The sequence below is a fragment of the Limnohabitans sp. WS1 genome, assembly GCF_003063265.1.
Classification (GTDB): domain Bacteria; phylum Pseudomonadota; class Gammaproteobacteria; order Burkholderiales; family Burkholderiaceae_C; genus Limnohabitans_A.
This window is the reverse complement of the sequence record NZ_NERU01000004.1, coordinates 45,272-60,931: the sequence shown is the minus strand read 5'-3', so window position 1 is coordinate 60,931 and position 15,660 is coordinate 45,272. Positions and strand designations below refer to the sequence as shown.

The window sequence follows — 15,660 nt, the reverse complement described above, 5'->3', positions numbered from 1 at the left end:
AGGAGCCATCTTGGCCACACCCAACTACGGATTCGAAAAACGCCAGAAAGAACTGGCCAAGAAACGCAAAAAAGAAGACAAGCTCAAAGCCAAGTCCGACCGCAAGTCGGGCCTGTTGGCGGAAGACGGCTCTGAAATCGAGGGGGATGAGGGTGATGTCGGTACAGCAGCGCCGGGTGCGACCGAGTCACCCACGCCTGCCACCTGACACATTCGCTGAAGCCATTTGCTCTGTAGGAGCGACGCCCTCGTCGCGAAAAACCCTCGCGGACCATTTGTGTGTCTATCGCCCCGAGGGCGGGGCTCCTACAAATCTATTCCCCTTAGGGCGGGTACCTACAAATCTATCGCCCCGAGGGCGGGGCTCCTACAAAAAGTCCTGCCCTGATGAGGTTTGCACCAACTCTTTCGCCAATACCAGCATGTCCGCCATGCTGTGGCTCGCTGGGGTGATCAGGGGTGCTTGGGCGTAATGCCCAAAGTTGTGGCCCGTGGAGGTCTCGTAGCCCGGGTCGTAATGGCCTGAAAGCAACTCGGTCACCACCTCGCGCATTTCGCCCCGCTCGATGCGTTCTTGCCAGCCTTGCACCACGGCCTTGCCGCGCAGGGCCGTCAAGCGCTCCAGACGGTCGGCAAACAGGGCGCGGTCTTGTGTGAAAAACGCATAGTCTTCCAACAGCAAATTCACCCGGTTTTCCAGCGACAGGTCCACCCGCAGGCATGGGCTGGCCCGCATGGCCACCATCAACTCGGCAGGCACTGCCAAGTTGCCCACCTTCTTGCTTTCGGCTTCCACAAACACCGGGCGATCGGCGCTGAAACCGCGCAATGCGTCCCAGACCTGAGTGTCAAACGCCTTTTGTGTGGGCTGCGGCGTGCCGGGAATCAAACCCAACACCGAGCTGCGGTGGCAGGCAATGGCCTCCAGGTCCAGCACCTGCGCGCCTTCTTGCGCCAAGGCTTGCAGCAAACGCGTTTTGCCCGAACCTGTGGGCCCGCACAGCACTTTGAACTGTAGGCGTTGCGCCTGTCTGGGTGTGTCTTCCATCACCGCTTTGCGAAAAGCCTTGTAGCCACCCTCGATCAGGTGCACCTTGAAACCAATTTGCCCCAGAATCAGCGCCAGCGAGTTGCTGCGCTTGCCCCCGCGCCAGCAATACACCAGCGGCTGCCAGTTCTTGGGCTTGTCCATCACATGGGTTTCGATGTGGCTGGCGATGTTTTTAGCGACAAGCGCAGCGCCGACTTTTTGCGCCTCGAAGGGGTTGACCTGTTTGTACAGCGTGCCGACCCGGATTCGCTCTTCGTTGTTGAGAGACGGCCAGCTCAGGGCACCGGGCAAATGGTCTTCGGCGTGTTCGCCTTCCGAGCGGGCGTCGAGGATGGCATCAAACTGGTTCAGTTGGGCCATGGCTTGTTCGGCCGAGATCAGGTGAACACTCATTTCAGTTGTTTCTTCAAAGTGGGCCAGACGTTGGCCAGCATGCGCGGCTGCGCGGCTTCATTGGGGTGGATGCGGTCGGCCTGGAACCATTTGAGCGGCTCGGGGTCGTCGCCCACGCCTTTCAAAAAGAAGGGCACCAGCGCCGCCTTTTGGCTTTTGGCCACTTGGGCATAAGCCGCTTCAAACTGGCGGGCCATGTCGGGGCCGTAGTTGGGCGGCATTTGCATGCCCAGCAGCAGCACCTTGGATCCGGCCGCTTGGGCTTGTTGCGTCATGGCCAGCAAATTGCCTTGTGTCATGGCCATGGGCAGGCCGCGCAGCGCGTCGTTGCCGCCCAGCTCGATGACCACATGGCTGGGCTGGTGGCGTTTGATCAAGGCGGGCAGCCGCGAGCGCCCGCCCGAGGTGGTGTCGCCGCTGATGCTGGCGTTGATGACTTCCACGCCAGGCTTTTCTTGCGCCAATTGTTTTTGCAACAAGGCCACCCAGCCCGTGCCCCGGGCCAGGCCGTATTCGGCGCTCAGTGAGTCGCCCAGCACCAAAATGCGCTGGGCTGAAGTGGCGTGGACCGACGCGGCAAAGCCCCAGCCGACAAGGGCCAGCAGGGTCCAGTTAAAGTGACGTCGTCTCAACAAAGGTTTGTGCATGCCTGAATCCATCATTGCCGTGCGTGGCGTTTCCAAAAGTGTGCAAGATGCCAGTGGGCAGCTGGACATTTTGCGCGATATCGATTTCTCATTGAACGCAGGGGAAACAGCCGCCATTGTCGGTGCTTCTGGCTCGGGCAAAAGCACCTTGCTGGCCATTCTTGCAGGCCTGGACACACCCAGCACCGGGCAGGTGGTGCTGGCGGGGCAGTCGCTGTTCGATTTGTCCGAAGACCAACGCGCCGCCGTGCGGGCCCAGCATGTGGGTTTTGTGTTCCAGAGCTTTCAGCTCATGCCCAACCTCACCGCGCTTGAAAACGTGATGCTGCCTCTTGAGCTGGCCGATCGGCCGGATGCCCGCAATACCGCCACGGCCATGCTGCAGCGCGTGGGCCTGGGCGAGCGCCTCAAACATTTGCCCAAAGTCTTGTCGGGTGGTGAGCAGCAGCGCGTGGCCCTGGCCCGCGCATTTGTGGTGCAACCCGATCTGCTCTTGGCCGACGAGCCCACAGGCAGCCTGGACCACGCCACGGGCGAGGCCATCATGGACTTGATGTTTGCGCTCAACCGCGAGCAGGGCACCACCTTGGTCTTGGTCACGCACGACCGGCAGTTGGCCGCCAAGTGCGAGCGCAGCCTGGTGATTCAGGCCGGGCGCTTGACAGAAACTGCAGCGGGCTATTGATTCGGCCCTTTGAGGTTTTGAATGCTCAAAGAGGTCTTAGATCGGAGGCTTCAACCCCGACATGCAGCCTGAGCCGAAGGCAGCAATGTCGGGGCTGAAGCCGCCGACCTACGAGATGTCATCGCGCACACATTTCCAACATCTGTGTTTCGGATCAATAGGCCTGATACTTGGGTTCGTTTGGGTAATGGGTCCAATTTGCAGGCTGTGACCAACGATAATCCCGGCATGTCATCCCACAAAGTGCTGTTCGGCTTTCATGCCGTGGGCGTTCGCCTCAAGATCGCCCCCCAATCCGTTGTTGAAATCCATTACGAGGTCACCCGCCGCGATGCCCGCATGCGGCAGTTCATCGACAAGGCCCGTGACTCGGGCATGCGCATGATCGAGTCGGACAACGAACGTCTGGCCAAGCTGGCCGGTGGCCATGGCCACCAGGGCGTGGTGGCCGTGGTGGCACCCTTGCCACAAAACCATTCGCTGGATGACCTTCTTGATACTGTGCAAGGCCCGCCTTTGCTCTTGGTGCTGGACGGCGTGACCGATCCGCACAACCTGGGCGCTTGCCTGCGCGTGGCCGATGGTGCGGGCGCACACGCCGTGATTGCCCCCAAAGACCACGCGGCCGGCATCAACGCCACGGTGGCCAAAGTGGCCAGCGGTGCGGCCGAAACCATGCCTTATTTCATGGTGACCAACCTGGCGCGGACCTTGGGCGAGCTCAAGGAACGCAGCATCTGGGTGATTGGCACCAGCGGTGACGCGCCACGCAGCATCTACCAAGCCGACCTCAAAGTGCCCACCGCCTTGGTGTTGGGCGCTGAAGGCGACGGCATGCGCCAGTTGACCCGCAAAAACTGCGACGAGCTGGTCAGCATCCCCATGCGCGGAGCCGTGGAGAGCTTGAACGTCTCGGTTGCCAGCGGCGTGTGTCTGTATGAAGCTTTGCGCCAGCGCAGTTGACGGCATCCGTAGGTCGGCGGCTTCAGCCCCGACACAGGGCCTAGGCCGAAGCCAGCCATGTCTGACCTGAAAGCTCCTTCGGTAGCCACGTATCCGTAGGTCGGCGGCTTCAGCCCCGACATGACCCTTAGAGCCATTTCACACAAGGAATTTTCCATGTTGCAAAAAATCAAACACACAGCCCTGATCACCACAGTCATTGGCGTCAGCCTGCTGGCCGCTTGCACGCAAGAGCAACAAAACAAAATCAGCCGCAGCATCCAGAACTGGACCGGCACCAACGGTGTGATGGAGGTGTATGCCGGCGACAAGCTGGTGCGCCGCTTCATCAAGGTGGACAAAGTCAGCACTGCGTTGGGCACCGATGACAAAGCCCCACGCGCTTACCGCTATGGTTACGGCGTGCTCGATGAGAACTTCAATTTTGAGGTCGATCCAGGCGAGAAAAAAGTCTATTTTGAGGTCAGCGATTACTCGAACACGGTGTTCTTCGAGAGCCCGCGCTGACTCGCCTCAGACCCAGCCCAAGCCGCCCAGCAGGGCACCCAGCCCAATGAGCCAGAGCATGTGCACCTGGGTGCGCCAGACCACCAGCGCGGTCAGGGCCGTCAGCACATACAAGGGCCAGTCCAGCGCGGGCTGGTTGTGAGCGAGCGTCAGCAGCCACGACGTTGAAAGCAGCAGGGCAATCACAATCGGTGCCATGCCCGACTTGAAGGCGCGAATGCCCAGCTTGTCTCGGTGTTGGTGCGCCCACCGTGTGGCGGTATAGGTCAGCACTGAAGAGGGCAGCATGATGCCCATCAAAGTGAGCACCAGTCCCAAGCTGGCCAGCCCCACACTCATCCAGCCGCCACCCAGACTGGCTCCGGCGTTCATGCCCACGTTGAAGCCCATCAAAGCCACAAACAGGATATTGGGGCCCGGTGCAGCTTGGGCCAACGCGATGGAGGAGGTGAACTGCGATTCACTGAGCCAAAGTTTTTCTTCCACCAAAAAGCGGTGCATGTCCGGCGCCACGGTGATCGCCCCCCCGACGGCCAGCAGGGACAGCGACGCAAAGTGGTTGAACAGGCTGAGCCAGTCACTGGTGCTCAGCTCCAGCACCGGGTTCATGGATGCCCTCCGGCATTTGCCGCTTTTTGGGCCAGTTGCCAATAGGCCCAACTGCAGGCCACCAGACCGGTGCCCAACAACACATAAGCCAAGGGCCAACGCAGCAAACCCACGCCCGTGAAACTGGCGCAGGCCAAGCCGATGCACATGGGCATGCCCATCGGGTTGTTGCGCAGGGCCGACATCAGTTTGAGTCCCACCGCGGCAATCAGCCCGGCAGAGACGGCCCCCATGCCGCGCAAGGCCCCTTGGGCCCAGGCTGCGTCAGACACGCCTCCAAACGCCACGGCCAGCAAGAGCACCACCACCATCGGCGCGGCCAACATGCCCGCAACGCCAGCCAGGGCGCCGGCCAGCCCAAAATAACGCCCACCAATCATCAGGGCCAAGTTGATCACATTGGGGCCGGGCATGATTTGCGCGACGGCCCAGTCTTCGACAAATTGCTCACGGGTCATCCAGCGTTTTTTTTCAACCATTTCGCGCTGCACCACGGCCAGCACGCCGCCAAAGCCTTGCAGGGCCAGCACCGTGAAAGACACAAAAAGATCGGTTTTCGAGCGTGGTTGATTCAGTGGCAGGATTTCAGACATGCAGCAGATTATCCCCGCAGGGGCTTATGCCAGGGTGTCATCCCTGAGCCACGGCCTCTGCCAACTTGAATTGGCCAAGGCAGTTTCATAAAGACTGAAAACTTCTTTGGAGCAGATCAGCCTACCCGATCGGGCTGAATGCCTGGGTGTTCTCTGAAGCAGATTGTTTTGTTGACCTCCCTGGTTTTCCTGCTGACCGAGTTCCATTCGGATCGACCATAAATGCGGTCTGAGCATGAAGTGTTCTCAGTTGTTTAGGGGCCTGCAGCATCTGAGCTTGTGCCCAGTGGTGGGGGCAAGCCAAGAACGGGCAAAACTCCAAGACAAAGAATTCAAAAAATAAGCAGATTTGTAAGTAAAAAATAATCTTAAAGAATTATCAAAAAATTTTTTGTGAATAATGTCGTTTTTTGTCTGTTTTTGTCGTTTTTTTGCGTGCGATAAATCTAATTTCATGGATTACGATAACTTTTCTTCTTTGTGGTGAAAGAGGAGGTTTTATCGTTTTTGATTTTTACAGACTGTGCTGCAGCAAGTCTGTGGCAATTGAGAAAGGTCAAGCCGTAGTTGAGCGCAAGGTTGGCAACCAGGGAGTCGGATCGAAGCTCACTTCCGTCCGAATTCATAAACATCAATTTTTATCAAAAAGGATCTGCTTCATGTTTGAGCAAGTCGTACCCGTCAATAAAGAACGCCACGCTGGCAAAAAAGTGCGGATGAGCAATGACTTCGGTTTTGCCTCCAAATTTCACATCGCCTACATCACCCTTCATGAGTTCGCACGTGCTGCGTCGATCTATCCGGTGATGTTTTTGGAAGATCAGGCCAACGATCAATTTCGGCCAGTGGTCCTGATGGGCCTGGACGCTGGTGAAAACCTGTTCATTGACGCGCAGGGCCAGTGGTCTGCTTCCTACATCCCCGCCATCATCCGCCGTTATCCTTTTGCGCTGACCAAAGCGCCTGAGGCTGACCGCTACATCGTCTGTGTTGACGAAGGCAGTGACTTGCTGAGCGATACCGAGGGCGCACCCATGTTCGATGAGCAAGGAAACCCCACCCAGGTGATCGAGAACGTCAAGCGGTATCTCGGAGAGTTGCAACAGATGGATCAAATGACCCACGAGTTCAGCAAATTTTTGGTGCAAAACAACCTGTTGACCCCCTTGAACATGCGAGTCAACGCCGCTGACCAAGTCCGAAACATCACAGGTTGCTATGTCATCAACGAAGAGCGATTGAACAATTTTTCGGACCAGAAATTCCAGGAAGTGCGTCAGAAAGGTTATTTGCCCGCGATTTATGCCCACCTGATTTCTCTTTCGCAAATCGAACGCCTCGCTGCTTTGAAAAAGCCCGCTGTGCCATCTCAAGACCTGAGCGCAGCGCAAGCGCCTTCTTCCGAACAGCTTCAGTGATCCATTCTCAGGGGCATGAAGCGATGCAAAACCTCCATGCTCCTGATGGCTGGGACTTTGATTCTTGCCCAAACAAGGCGCCGGTGTGTGCAATCTGATGTTCAGGACTCGCATGAAAAACTCTGATAAATCTTTTCGTCTTATCGCCCCTACTGCACTGATGCTCTCGATCGGTTTGGGGCTGCATGCCGATTCTTGGGCGCAAGCGGTCGCCTCGGCTGGCCGTGAGCCCACCGCGGCGGCACAGCAGCAGGCACTGAGCCTCAAAGAGTTGGTGGAACAGGTGCGTGTTCACAACAAGGCGATCCGATCCAAGCAAGCTGAAAGCAAGATCACGGCCACCGGTGTTGAGCGCGCTGCTGGTGCATTTCAGCGCACGGCCAGCATCAACACCACGCGTGGCATGAGTTCGACCAAAAACACCTTCGAAGAAGACCTGGTCAGGCAGGGGCAGGGGGTTTATGAACGCACCGCCAATGACTACAGCGCGGGTATCTCTCAACTGCTGCCCTCGGGTGGCAAGCTGGAGGTGAAAACTTCGCTTTCGCGATTTATTTCCAACATCAATAACCAAACCACACCCCGTCCGCCAGGTTTGCTGGATAACCGCAGCCAGTTTGGCTTTACCTTGACACAGCCCTTGGCCCGGGATGCGGGCAAGGAGGTGACCAGTGCACGTCTGAATGTGGCCAAGCTGGATGCATCTGCTGCTGAGCTCACCGCACGTGACACCGAAACCAGTGTTGTGGCTGAAGCGACCATTTATTACCACGAATTGACCTTCGCTCAGTACCGGGTGCAGGCTGCGCAAGAACGAATTCGCAACGCTCAACGTTTGCTTCAGGAAGCTCAGGCCATGAAGCGTGGTGGACGTCTGCCAGATACCGACGTATGGGAGGTTGAGAACGCACTCGGTCGTTACCAGGCGGGATTGGGCGAAGCTCTGCAGCAAGAGCGAGAAAAAACCAATCGGCTGCGCACCATGCTCATGACGGTATCGGCCAATGATCCTCGAAGCCTGAGAACAACAGACGCTTTGCCTGAAGTTGGGCTGACTCAAATTTCACAAGAGGACAGTCTTCGCACGGCGCTTGAGCGTCGTGATGACTTCTTGATGCGCAAAGTTCAGGTCGAGCGCGAGGGTGTGCAAGTTTCCTATTCGAAAAACCAGATGCTCCCTCGGGTGGACTTGGTGACAGGCTATGGCGTGGGGGCCTTGGAGTACTCCTACCGCAAGGCGTTGACCGCCTCCAACGCGGTGGACTACCCGACTTGGTCCGTGGGGCTTCAGTTGTCATTCCCCTTGGGTCCCAATCGTCAGGCTAAAGCAGACGTTGAAGCGGCGGTGGTGCGGCGCGAAGACGCGATGCTGGCTCTTGAAGCCTTGCAGGTACAGATTGCGAATGACATTGATACCAGTCTCGCCATGCTCCAGTCGTCTGCCGAAAACTGGCAATTGTGGAAAGACGTTCATGAGCGTGAGAAAAAACAATTAGAAGCTGAGCGGCGCAAATTTTCAGGTGGTCGCAGTGACACCCGAGAAGTCCTGTTGCGTGAAGAGCGGGTGATCAACTCGATGCTCAACGTGCGGGAGCAACAACTGGCGCATGCGCGTGCCCAAGTCATGTTGCAATCTGCCCAAGGCACTTTGCTCGATCGATTCCGCTGAGATGGTCAGACAAAACTCAGGGAGAGATTTTTGACAGAAAAACGAGCAAAACAAAGCAGATGTTGTCCACTTGCAGCGGTCCTTGGACCTGGCTTTTTTCTGCAAGTGGCCGCTGGCTGCTTGTTGGCCACAGTTTCTTTGGCGCAACCCGCTGTGACTGCGCGAGCAGCACCCGCTGGGGGCGCGTCCACTTTTTTGGCCCAAGGTGTGACTCAGGCCATCAAGGACATCAAGTTGGGGATGACTGTGGCCGGGCGGGTCGATGGCGTGTTGATCCGCGAAGGCCAACGGGTTCGGCAAGGTCAGGTCTTGTTGTACCAAGACAAGCAAGCCGAAGAGCTTGAGGTGCAACGCAGGCGCTTGTTGCTTCAAGACAACTCTCGATTGAATGAGTTGCGCAACAAGGAGATCGTGTTGACCGAGCAAGTCGGCTCCTTGCGTTCTTTGTTGACGTCGGGTGCTGTTTCTCGCAAACAGCTTGAAGATGAAGAGATGTCAATGAACGCGGTGGTGTCTGAGCGCAAGGCCCTCGAAATAGCCAAGCAACGCGAGCAAGTTGAGCTGGAAATGGCCATGGAGGCTTTCGAGCGACGTCACTTGCGCTCGCCCATCAATGGCATCGTGACCAAGGTGATTCCGCGTACCGGTGAAAGCATTGGCGCTCATGAGCCTGTTGTGCACGTGGTGGACACCAGCAGGGTACGTTTCATGGGCAACATCCCAGCTGCACAGGGTGCACTGCTGCGTGTCGGTGCTCAAGTAACGCTTCGTCTCGGGGTCGACCCGGGGATCACCCGCACTGCACGGGTGATGTTCGTCTCACCAATTGCCGATCCCGCCAGTGGGCTCGTCGAGGTCATCGCCGAGTTCGATAACCCCGATGGTGCAGTTCGTCCGGGGATCACCGGACGCTTGGTGTTGTGAGGCCGACCGACATGTCCGCGCCATCGAGCCCGCCCCCGGAACAAAATAGCCAAACCGCCAGTGCTCGTTTGGCCAGTTTGGTGCGATTGGGCGGTACGGCGGAGCATTTCTGGTCACATTATTTGCAAGCGGTAGGGCAAGCGCTGTCTGCGCGTCGGGTGTTGTTGTTGACCTCGTCGGTGGGGCGGCCCTGGCAGGCCCGTGCGCAATGGCCTGTGCGTGGCGGCGATCAGCCGGGCGATGTTGATTGGACGCTGGAGTTGGTGGGTGAAGTGCGCAACGGTCAGCCTCGCATGCGTCGCAACGGGGCAAATCAGCTGGCCTTGGTGATGACACCTTCTGCGGATGCGGCCGAATCCGGGGCGCAAGTGCTGGCTGTGGTCGCATTGGGCATCGATGCCGACGCTTGGGACGAGACCCGTTTGTTGGCTTGGGCCGCATTGGCCGAATGGATTCCATCTCAGTGGTCCCTGAACACGGCCATGTCGGGGCACCCCCCCGAGCGCGAGGTGTCGGTTGTTGCCAGCCAGGCATCCGACGCTACAGTGCCTGAAATCGCCTCGGTTAAGGAGCCTGATCAAAGTGCGCAAGATCGGGCACAAACGCTTCACGATGTGATGCGACTGGCCATTCGGCTGCAGGAAGAAAAACGCTTCATGGCCATGGCCATGGCCATGTGCAATGAATTGGCGCTGAGATTTGCCTGCGAGCGGGTTTCATTGGGCTGGGTCGATCGTCATGATCTGAAGCTCACGGCGGTCAGCCATGTGGAGCATTTTGACCCCAAGTCACAGGCCACCCGCTCGCTTGAAGCTGTGATGGATGAGGCGTTGGCGCAGGAATCGGTGCTGTTATACCCCGCCGAACCCGGGACCGACCCTGTGCTGCGTGCGCATCAGGCTTATTGTGAAAAAGTGGGGGCCACCTGCATGACCACCGTGCCCTTGTTGCATGCCGATTCGGTCATGGCCGTGCTGTGCCTGGAGCGGCAGGCAGGCACGCTGACCGCGGCGCAGTTGTGGGAGCTTCAGCTCATTGCGGATGCCGTCGCACGCTGGCAGTTCACCTTGCATGAGCAAGACCGTTGGTTTGGCGCACGCTGGTGGGCTGCCTTGAACCGGCAGGCAAGTCAAGTTTTCAAGCCCAGCCACATAGCCCTCAAACTCACTGCCCTGACGGTCAGCCTCCTGCTGGCTTTGTTGTCTTTGCTGTCCTGGCCTTATCGGGTGGACGCTGCCTTGGCCATTCGCAGCCAGGATTTGCTGTTCATGCCCGCGCCATTCGATGGCTACCTGCGCAAAGTCAATGTGCATGTGGGTGAACAGGTGGCAGAGGGCGCAGTGCTGGTCGAGTTGGACACCCGCGATCTGGCCTTGGAGGCGTCCATGGCCGAGGCGGATTTGCTGCGCCACTCGCGTGATTCCGAAAAAGCCATGGCGGCGCATCAACTGGCCGAGATGCAGATCGCAGCGGCCAGGGCGCAGCAATCGGCTTCGCGCCTGGACATGATTCGTTATCAACTGGAGCATGCGCAGGTACGTGCACCTTATGCCGGCGTGGTGATCGAGGGTGATTTGAAAAAAAACCTGGGTGCTCCCGTGCGCAAGGGTGATCTGCTGCTCAAGCTGGCCCAAACCAGCCAAGCCTACATTGAGTTGGAGATCGACCAAGCGTACATCCACGAAGTGAAAGTGGGCAGCCGGGCTGAATTTGCCTTGGTCGGTCGGCCCCAAGACCGTTATGACATCACGATCAGCCGCATTGACCCTGCGGCAGTCAACCGGGATGGTCGCACCTTTTATGTGGCGCGTGCTGATGTGGACGGCAATTTTGAACCCCATTGGCGGCCAGGCATGGGGGGCAATGCCAAGATTGATGTGGGCCTGCGAAGCCCTCTTTGGATCATGACGCAACGCACGGTGCGTTTCATGCGTGAGTTTTTCTGGTTATGAGTCTCGAAGAAGCCAGCGGCCGGACCTTCAGTGATACGTGGCACCGTGTCGCGGGCGTGCGTGCCCATTTGCGCACCAGCGTGACGGCGCATCGCCAAATTTTTCGTGGCCAACCTTGGATGGTCTTGCGCGACAAGTTCAGCCACGAATGGTTTCGTGTCACCCCTGATGCCTGGACATTTTTGTGCCGCTTGGGCGAAGGCACGACGGTGGACGAGGCTTGGAACCGATCGTTGGAGTTTGATGCAGGCCGGGCTCTGACACAGGAAGAGGTGGTGCAACTGATCGGTCAACTTAACCTTTCGAATCTGTTGCACTTTGACCGTGCTGATTCGCAAGCCAGCCAATTTGAACGTCATCAAAAACGAAAATCACGCGAACTCAAAGCCCTGTTGATGGGCTTTTTGTCGGTGAAGATCCCTCTTTTCGACCCAGACCGCTTACTGGACAAGGCTTTGCCCTTGATCCGCGCCATTTGCAGCCGCTGGGGTCTGGCGCTGTATCTGCTGTTGCTCTTCATGGGCCTGAAGGCTGTGGTCGATGAGTCTGACCGCTTGTTTGACCAGTCATCGCATCTTTTGGTGCCAGGCAATCTGCCTTTGTTGTATGTGGGCTTCTTGCTCTCCAAGACACTGCATGAGTTCAGCCACTCGGCGGTTTGCAAGCTTTTTGGCGGCGAGGTGCACAAACTGGGTGTGATGTTGCTGTTTTTTGCACCGGTGCCTTACATGGATGCCACTTCGGCTTGGGGCTTTCGCAGCCGATTCGAAAGGGTGATGGTGGGGGCCTCTGGTGTTGCGGCAGAACTGGCGATGGCCGCCTGTGCTGCGCTCGTCTGGGCATCTACAGCGCCAGGCACCCTCAACTCTTTGGCTTACGACATCATGTTTGTGGCCAGCATTTCAACCGCGGTTTTTAACCTCAATCCCTTGTTGCGCTTTGACGGTTATCACATTTTGGTGGATGTGCTGGATGTGCCCAATTTGTTTCAGCGCTCGCGTGACCAATTGCGCTATCTGGCCGAGCGGCATGTGCTGCGACTGCATGACGCACAACCGGCTGCACGCACCCCCACCGAGGTGTTCATGCTGCCGCTTTACGGTGTGATCAGCTTGCTGTATTGGGTCATGCTGATGGTGACCATTGTGATCTTCATTGCGGGTGAGTACCTGGATCTGGGGGTGGCCTTGGCGATCTTGCTGACCTTCACGTCGGCGGTCATGCCCTTGTACAAATATGTCAAATATTTGTACAGCGAGCCGCGGCTCGGTTATCGGCGTGGGCAAACAGTGGCGATTTCCGCTGGATTGGCCTTGTTGGCCGTGGGCCTGTTGACCTTGATCCCTGTGCCTGACCGCATTCGCGTGACCGGCGTGGTGGAAGCGGTGCAGTCTCGTCAACTGCACACCGACACCGATGGTTTTTTTGATGAACTGCTCACTCGCCCTGGTAGCCAAGTCAGTGCTGGGCAGCCCTTGCTGCGCTTGCGCCACCCCGAGCTTGAATTTGACATTCGTGCTGCACAAATGCAGCGTGAACAACTCGAGGCCCAGCGCATTCAGTCGGTCTCCAAATCGTCAACCGATCTGGCGACCATTGAGCGTCAGCTCGAATCGGTGTTGCAAAACCTGACCGAGCTGCATCGCCGACGTGATGCGCAGCTGATCGTGGCCCCGATTGCGGGCGAGTGGAGCGCCAGTGATCTGGATGGCATACGTGGTCAGTGGCTGGCCCGCGGTGCATCGGTGGGCACCATCGTGAACCCCGATCAGTGGCGTTTTGTTGCGGTCTTGCCCCAGGTTGGCAGTCATGTTCTGGGCGAATCGATCGAAGGCAGCGAAGTGCGTTTGAGGGGTCAAGAAGGCATCAACATCACCGTGGCTGCCACGTCGGTGATGCCCTTTGAGCAAGGCCTCCTGCCGTCACGCGCCTTGGGTATGTCAGGGGGTGGCGACTTGGCCGTTTCACCGTCTGACCCCAACGGGGTGGTTGCTGCTGAGCCTTTTTTTCGAATTGAATCGCCATTGATGCCCGATGCCGAGCACGCTCCGATGTTGGTGCATGGCCGAATTGGCGTTATGCGCCTGACCTTGAGCAGTCGACCTTTGCTGGTGCAATGGGAGCGGCGATTGAGGCAATTCCTGCAGCGGAGGTTCAGGGTATGAACACCATGGCCAACACCACGTCATGGTTGAAGGGTGTGTCTACCCCTGCAGCGGGACTCATCGGTCATGCCCGCACGCTGGCCCCGCTGACACCGCTGCCTCAGGGGCTGGACGCAGCCTACCAGTCCTTGCAAGGGTACTGGATGCGCTTGCGCAGCCCGCGATCGCAGTTGCTGGCCCAGGCCAAGCGCACTTTGGTGGCCTTTGATGCCTTGATGGGGTTGACGCAGGAGGAGATCCAGGCGCGTTTGAAGCAGGCACGTTCCTGGATGCGACTGGATCCCAAACGGGCAGATGGGCATCTTGAGGAAGTTTTGGCTGTGGTGGGCCAATTGGCTTGGCGGCATTTGGGACTCAAACCTTACGCGGTGCAATTCATGGGGGCCTTGGCACTGCACAAAGGGCTTTTGGCTGAGATGGCGACGGGTGAGGGCAAAACGCTCACCGTTGGATTGGCTGCAGTGCTGGCTGGACTGTCTGGCCGAGCCTGTCATGTGATCACCGCCAACGATTACCTGGCCCACCGTGATGCCGAAGAAATGAGCCAACTTTTCTTGGCTTGTGGTTTGCGGGTGACCTCGATGGCCGGGGAGCTGGAGCCACCCGAACGAGCCCTGCGTTATGACGCTGATGTGGTTTATCTAACGGCCAAGGAATTGTTGGCGGACTATCTGCGTGACCAGATGGGTGAGGCTTCGCCCGCCAGTGATGAGCAGCTGTGTTTTGAGCAGTGGTTACGAGGTGAATTACCCCAAGGAGCCAGCGCCTTGTTGGTGCGTGGCCTTCACACCGCCATCGTTGACGAGGCCGACAGCATCCTGATCGACGAAGCTGTCACGCCTCTGATCTTGGCAGCCCCCCGTGAAAGTCGCGGCTTGCAGGAGGCCGTGCGGCTGATTTCCGATCTGGCCAATACCTTGTTTGAAGGCCCCGACTACCAGGCCAACGCCAAGGGTCAGTCGGTCACGCTGAACCCTCCTGCACTGGCGCAATTGACCGATTTGTCCAGTCAGTTGCCCCCTCTGTGGCGGCCTGCGCCCCGGCGCGAAGAGTTGCTTCGGCAAGCGCTGGTGGTTCGCCACTTTTTTCACCCAGGTCAACACTTTGTGGTTCAAGACGACGAGGTGGTGCTGCTCGACGAGTTCACTGGCCGCATGACACCCGGCCGAAGCCTGACCGCGGGCCTGCACCAGGCCATTGAAGCCAGTGAGGGGGTCACGATCACCGACCCCAACCAGTCCCTCACGCAGATGAGTTTTCAAACCTTCTTTCGGCGCTTTCGCAAACTGTCCGGTTGCAGCGGCACCATCTGGGAGGCTAGTTCCGAGGTCTGGCGTGTCTATGGATTGCAAGTGGTTCGGGTACCTACTCACCGGCCTCGCTTGACGGTTTACGACCCGCCGATATTGGTCAGAGACGCCGTGCACAAATGGGACACGATTGCCCAAGAGGTGTGCAGACAGATCGCGCGAGGTCGTCCTGTGTTGGTGGGCGTGCGCAGCGTGACCGCCAGTGAAGCGCTGGCCCGTGTGTTACAGGCTCAAGGCATCGAGCCCCGGGTGCTCAATGCCTTGGCTCACGCGGAAGAAGCGCCCATCGTTTCGGGGGCGGGTCAGCGTGGCGTGGTCACCATTGCCACCAACATGGCGGGCCGCGGCACCGACATTCGTTTGGGAGAAGGGGTCCCAGAGTTGGGCGGGCTGCACGTGATCGTGGCCGAAGTCAATGAATCAGGGCGAATCGATCGGCAGTTGGCTGGCCGATGTGGGCGCCAGGGTGACTTGGGCAGCGTCTCCACCTATTTGTGCCTGGACGATGACCTGGCCCAACGCATGATGCCCGCGCCCTGGCGTCAGTTGGTTTCGATGGCCCTGCGCACTTCAGCTGGTCGGTCGTCACGCATCGCGGGGTGGGCTTTTGCAAGCGCCCAGCACCGTGCTGAGTCGGTGGCTTTCCAGCGGCGTTGGTCGGTCTTGCGTTCAGATGATTGGATGAGGGCAGCCCTGCCATTTGAAGGGCGTCAGCGGAGAAACCGGTCATGACGCGTGTTTCAACCTGGCCCTGGACAGCAGGTGAGCGCAGCG

14 protein-coding genes are annotated in these 15,660 nt (G+C 58.3%); 10 read left to right on the top strand and 4 right to left on the bottom strand.

Features of this window, described 5'->3' with window-relative positions:
• The first annotated feature begins 10 nt into the window (after positions 1–10).
• Positions 11–208, top strand: coding sequence for a hypothetical protein (locus B9Z48_RS07325; protein ID WP_089960617.1), 198 nt, complete (start codon positions 11–13; stop codon positions 206–208).
• A gap of 159 nt (positions 209–367) precedes the next feature.
• Here the strand turns inward: B9Z48_RS07325 and mnmH are convergent, their stop codons facing one another.
• A complete protein-coding gene (gene mnmH, locus B9Z48_RS07320; protein WP_089960614.1) occupies positions 368–1,444 on the bottom strand; it encodes a tRNA 2-selenouridine(34) synthase MnmH in 1,077 nt (358 codons plus the stop codon).
• Positions 1,441–2,091, bottom strand: coding sequence for an arylesterase (locus B9Z48_RS07315; protein ID WP_108377669.1), 651 nt, complete (start codon positions 2,089–2,091; stop codon positions 1,441–1,443). The genes mnmH and B9Z48_RS07315 overlap by 4 nt, the downstream gene beginning before the upstream one ends.
• Between B9Z48_RS07315 and B9Z48_RS07310 the strand changes: the two genes are divergently transcribed.
• From B9Z48_RS07310 to B9Z48_RS07300, 3 genes are all read left to right on the top strand, one after another.
• Positions 2,090–2,776 (top strand): ABC transporter ATP-binding protein, encoded by a 687-nt coding sequence (locus tag B9Z48_RS07310; protein ID WP_089960605.1) that lies wholly within the window; start codon positions 2,090–2,092, stop codon positions 2,774–2,776. The two genes, B9Z48_RS07315 and B9Z48_RS07310, sit on opposite strands and share 2 nt — an antisense overlap.
• Positions 2,777–3,004: 228 nt before the next feature.
• Positions 3,005–3,739, top strand: a complete 735-nt coding sequence (gene rlmB / locus B9Z48_RS07305; protein WP_089960603.1) for a 23S rRNA (guanosine(2251)-2'-O)-methyltransferase RlmB — start codon at positions 3,005–3,007, stop codon at positions 3,737–3,739.
• Positions 3,740–3,895: 156 nt separating this feature from the next.
• A complete protein-coding gene (locus tag B9Z48_RS07300; protein ID WP_089960601.1) occupies positions 3,896–4,246 on the top strand; it encodes a hypothetical protein in 351 nt (116 codons plus the stop codon).
• Between the two features lie 6 nt (positions 4,247–4,252).
• Here B9Z48_RS07300 and B9Z48_RS07295 read toward each other — a convergent pair whose 3' ends face one another.
• A complete protein-coding gene (locus tag B9Z48_RS07295; protein ID WP_089960598.1) occupies positions 4,253–4,855 on the bottom strand; it encodes a chromate transporter in 603 nt (200 codons plus the stop codon).
• Entirely contained in the window at positions 4,852–5,448 is a 597-nt protein-coding gene (locus B9Z48_RS07290; protein WP_108377668.1) for a chromate transporter, read from the bottom strand. Before B9Z48_RS07290 ends, B9Z48_RS07295 begins: the two co-directional genes overlap by 4 nt.
• A 539-nt stretch (positions 5,449–5,987) precedes the next feature.
• Between B9Z48_RS07290 and B9Z48_RS07285 the strand changes: the two genes are divergently transcribed.
• The 6 genes from B9Z48_RS07285 (at position 5,988) to B9Z48_RS07260 (ending at position 15,618) form a co-directional block, all read left to right on the top strand.
• On the top strand, positions 5,988–6,866 hold the full coding sequence (locus tag B9Z48_RS07285) for a SapC family protein (RefSeq protein ID WP_199233474.1): 879 nt from the start codon (positions 5,988–5,990) through the stop codon (positions 6,864–6,866).
• A 112-nt stretch (positions 6,867–6,978) separates the two neighbouring features.
• Complete coding sequence (locus B9Z48_RS07280) at positions 6,979–8,535, top strand: TolC family protein (protein ID WP_158273231.1); 1,557 nt, start codon at positions 6,979–6,981, stop codon at positions 8,533–8,535.
• A 123-nt stretch (positions 8,536–8,658) separates the two neighbouring features.
• A complete protein-coding gene (locus tag B9Z48_RS07275) occupies positions 8,659–9,459 on the top strand; it encodes an efflux RND transporter periplasmic adaptor subunit (RefSeq protein WP_158273230.1) in 801 nt (266 codons plus the stop codon).
• An 11-nt stretch (positions 9,460–9,470) separates the two neighbouring features.
• Entirely contained in the window at positions 9,471–11,411 is a 1,941-nt protein-coding gene (locus tag B9Z48_RS07270) for an efflux RND transporter periplasmic adaptor subunit (protein WP_108377665.1), read from the top strand.
• On the top strand, positions 11,408–13,576 hold the full coding sequence (locus B9Z48_RS07265) for a hypothetical protein (RefSeq protein WP_108377664.1): 2,169 nt from the start codon (positions 11,408–11,410) through the stop codon (positions 13,574–13,576). The genes B9Z48_RS07270 and B9Z48_RS07265 overlap by 4 nt, the downstream gene beginning before the upstream one ends.
• Positions 13,573–15,618, top strand: coding sequence for a hypothetical protein (locus B9Z48_RS07260; RefSeq protein ID WP_158273229.1), 2,046 nt, complete (start codon positions 13,573–13,575; stop codon positions 15,616–15,618). Before B9Z48_RS07265 ends, B9Z48_RS07260 begins: the two co-directional genes overlap by 4 nt.
• Positions 15,619–15,660 lie beyond the last annotated feature (42 nt).

Bases quoted from the DNA above. Each gene is read 5' to 3' on its own strand.
- mnmH (WP_089960614.1), bottom strand. From the start codon at position 1,444: ATGAGTGTTCACCTGATCTCGGCCGAACAAGCCATGGCCCAACTGAAC.
- B9Z48_RS07310 (WP_089960605.1), top strand. From the start codon at position 2,090: ATGCCTGAATCCATCATTGCCGTGCGTGGCGTTTCCAAAAGTGTGCAA.
- B9Z48_RS07315 (WP_108377669.1), bottom strand. From the start codon at position 2,091: ATGCACAAACCTTTGTTGAGACGACGTCACTTTAACTGGACCCTGCTG.
- rlmB (WP_089960603.1), top strand. From the start codon at position 3,005: ATGTCATCCCACAAAGTGCTGTTCGGCTTTCATGCCGTGGGCGTTCGC.
- B9Z48_RS07300 (WP_089960601.1), top strand. From the start codon at position 3,896: ATGTTGCAAAAAATCAAACACACAGCCCTGATCACCACAGTCATTGGC.
- B9Z48_RS07295 (WP_089960598.1), bottom strand. From the start codon at position 4,855: ATGAACCCGGTGCTGGAGCTGAGCACCAGTGACTGGCTCAGCCTGTTC.
- B9Z48_RS07290 (WP_108377668.1), bottom strand. From the start codon at position 5,448: ATGTCTGAAATCCTGCCACTGAATCAACCACGCTCGAAAACCGATCTT.
- B9Z48_RS07280 (WP_158273231.1), top strand. From the start codon at position 6,979: ATGAAAAACTCTGATAAATCTTTTCGTCTTATCGCCCCTACTGCACTG.
- B9Z48_RS07270 (WP_108377665.1), top strand. From the start codon at position 9,471: ATGTCCGCGCCATCGAGCCCGCCCCCGGAACAAAATAGCCAAACCGCC.
- B9Z48_RS07265 (WP_108377664.1), top strand. From the start codon at position 11,408: ATGAGTCTCGAAGAAGCCAGCGGCCGGACCTTCAGTGATACGTGGCAC.
- B9Z48_RS07260 (WP_158273229.1), top strand. From the start codon at position 13,573: ATGAACACCATGGCCAACACCACGTCATGGTTGAAGGGTGTGTCTACC.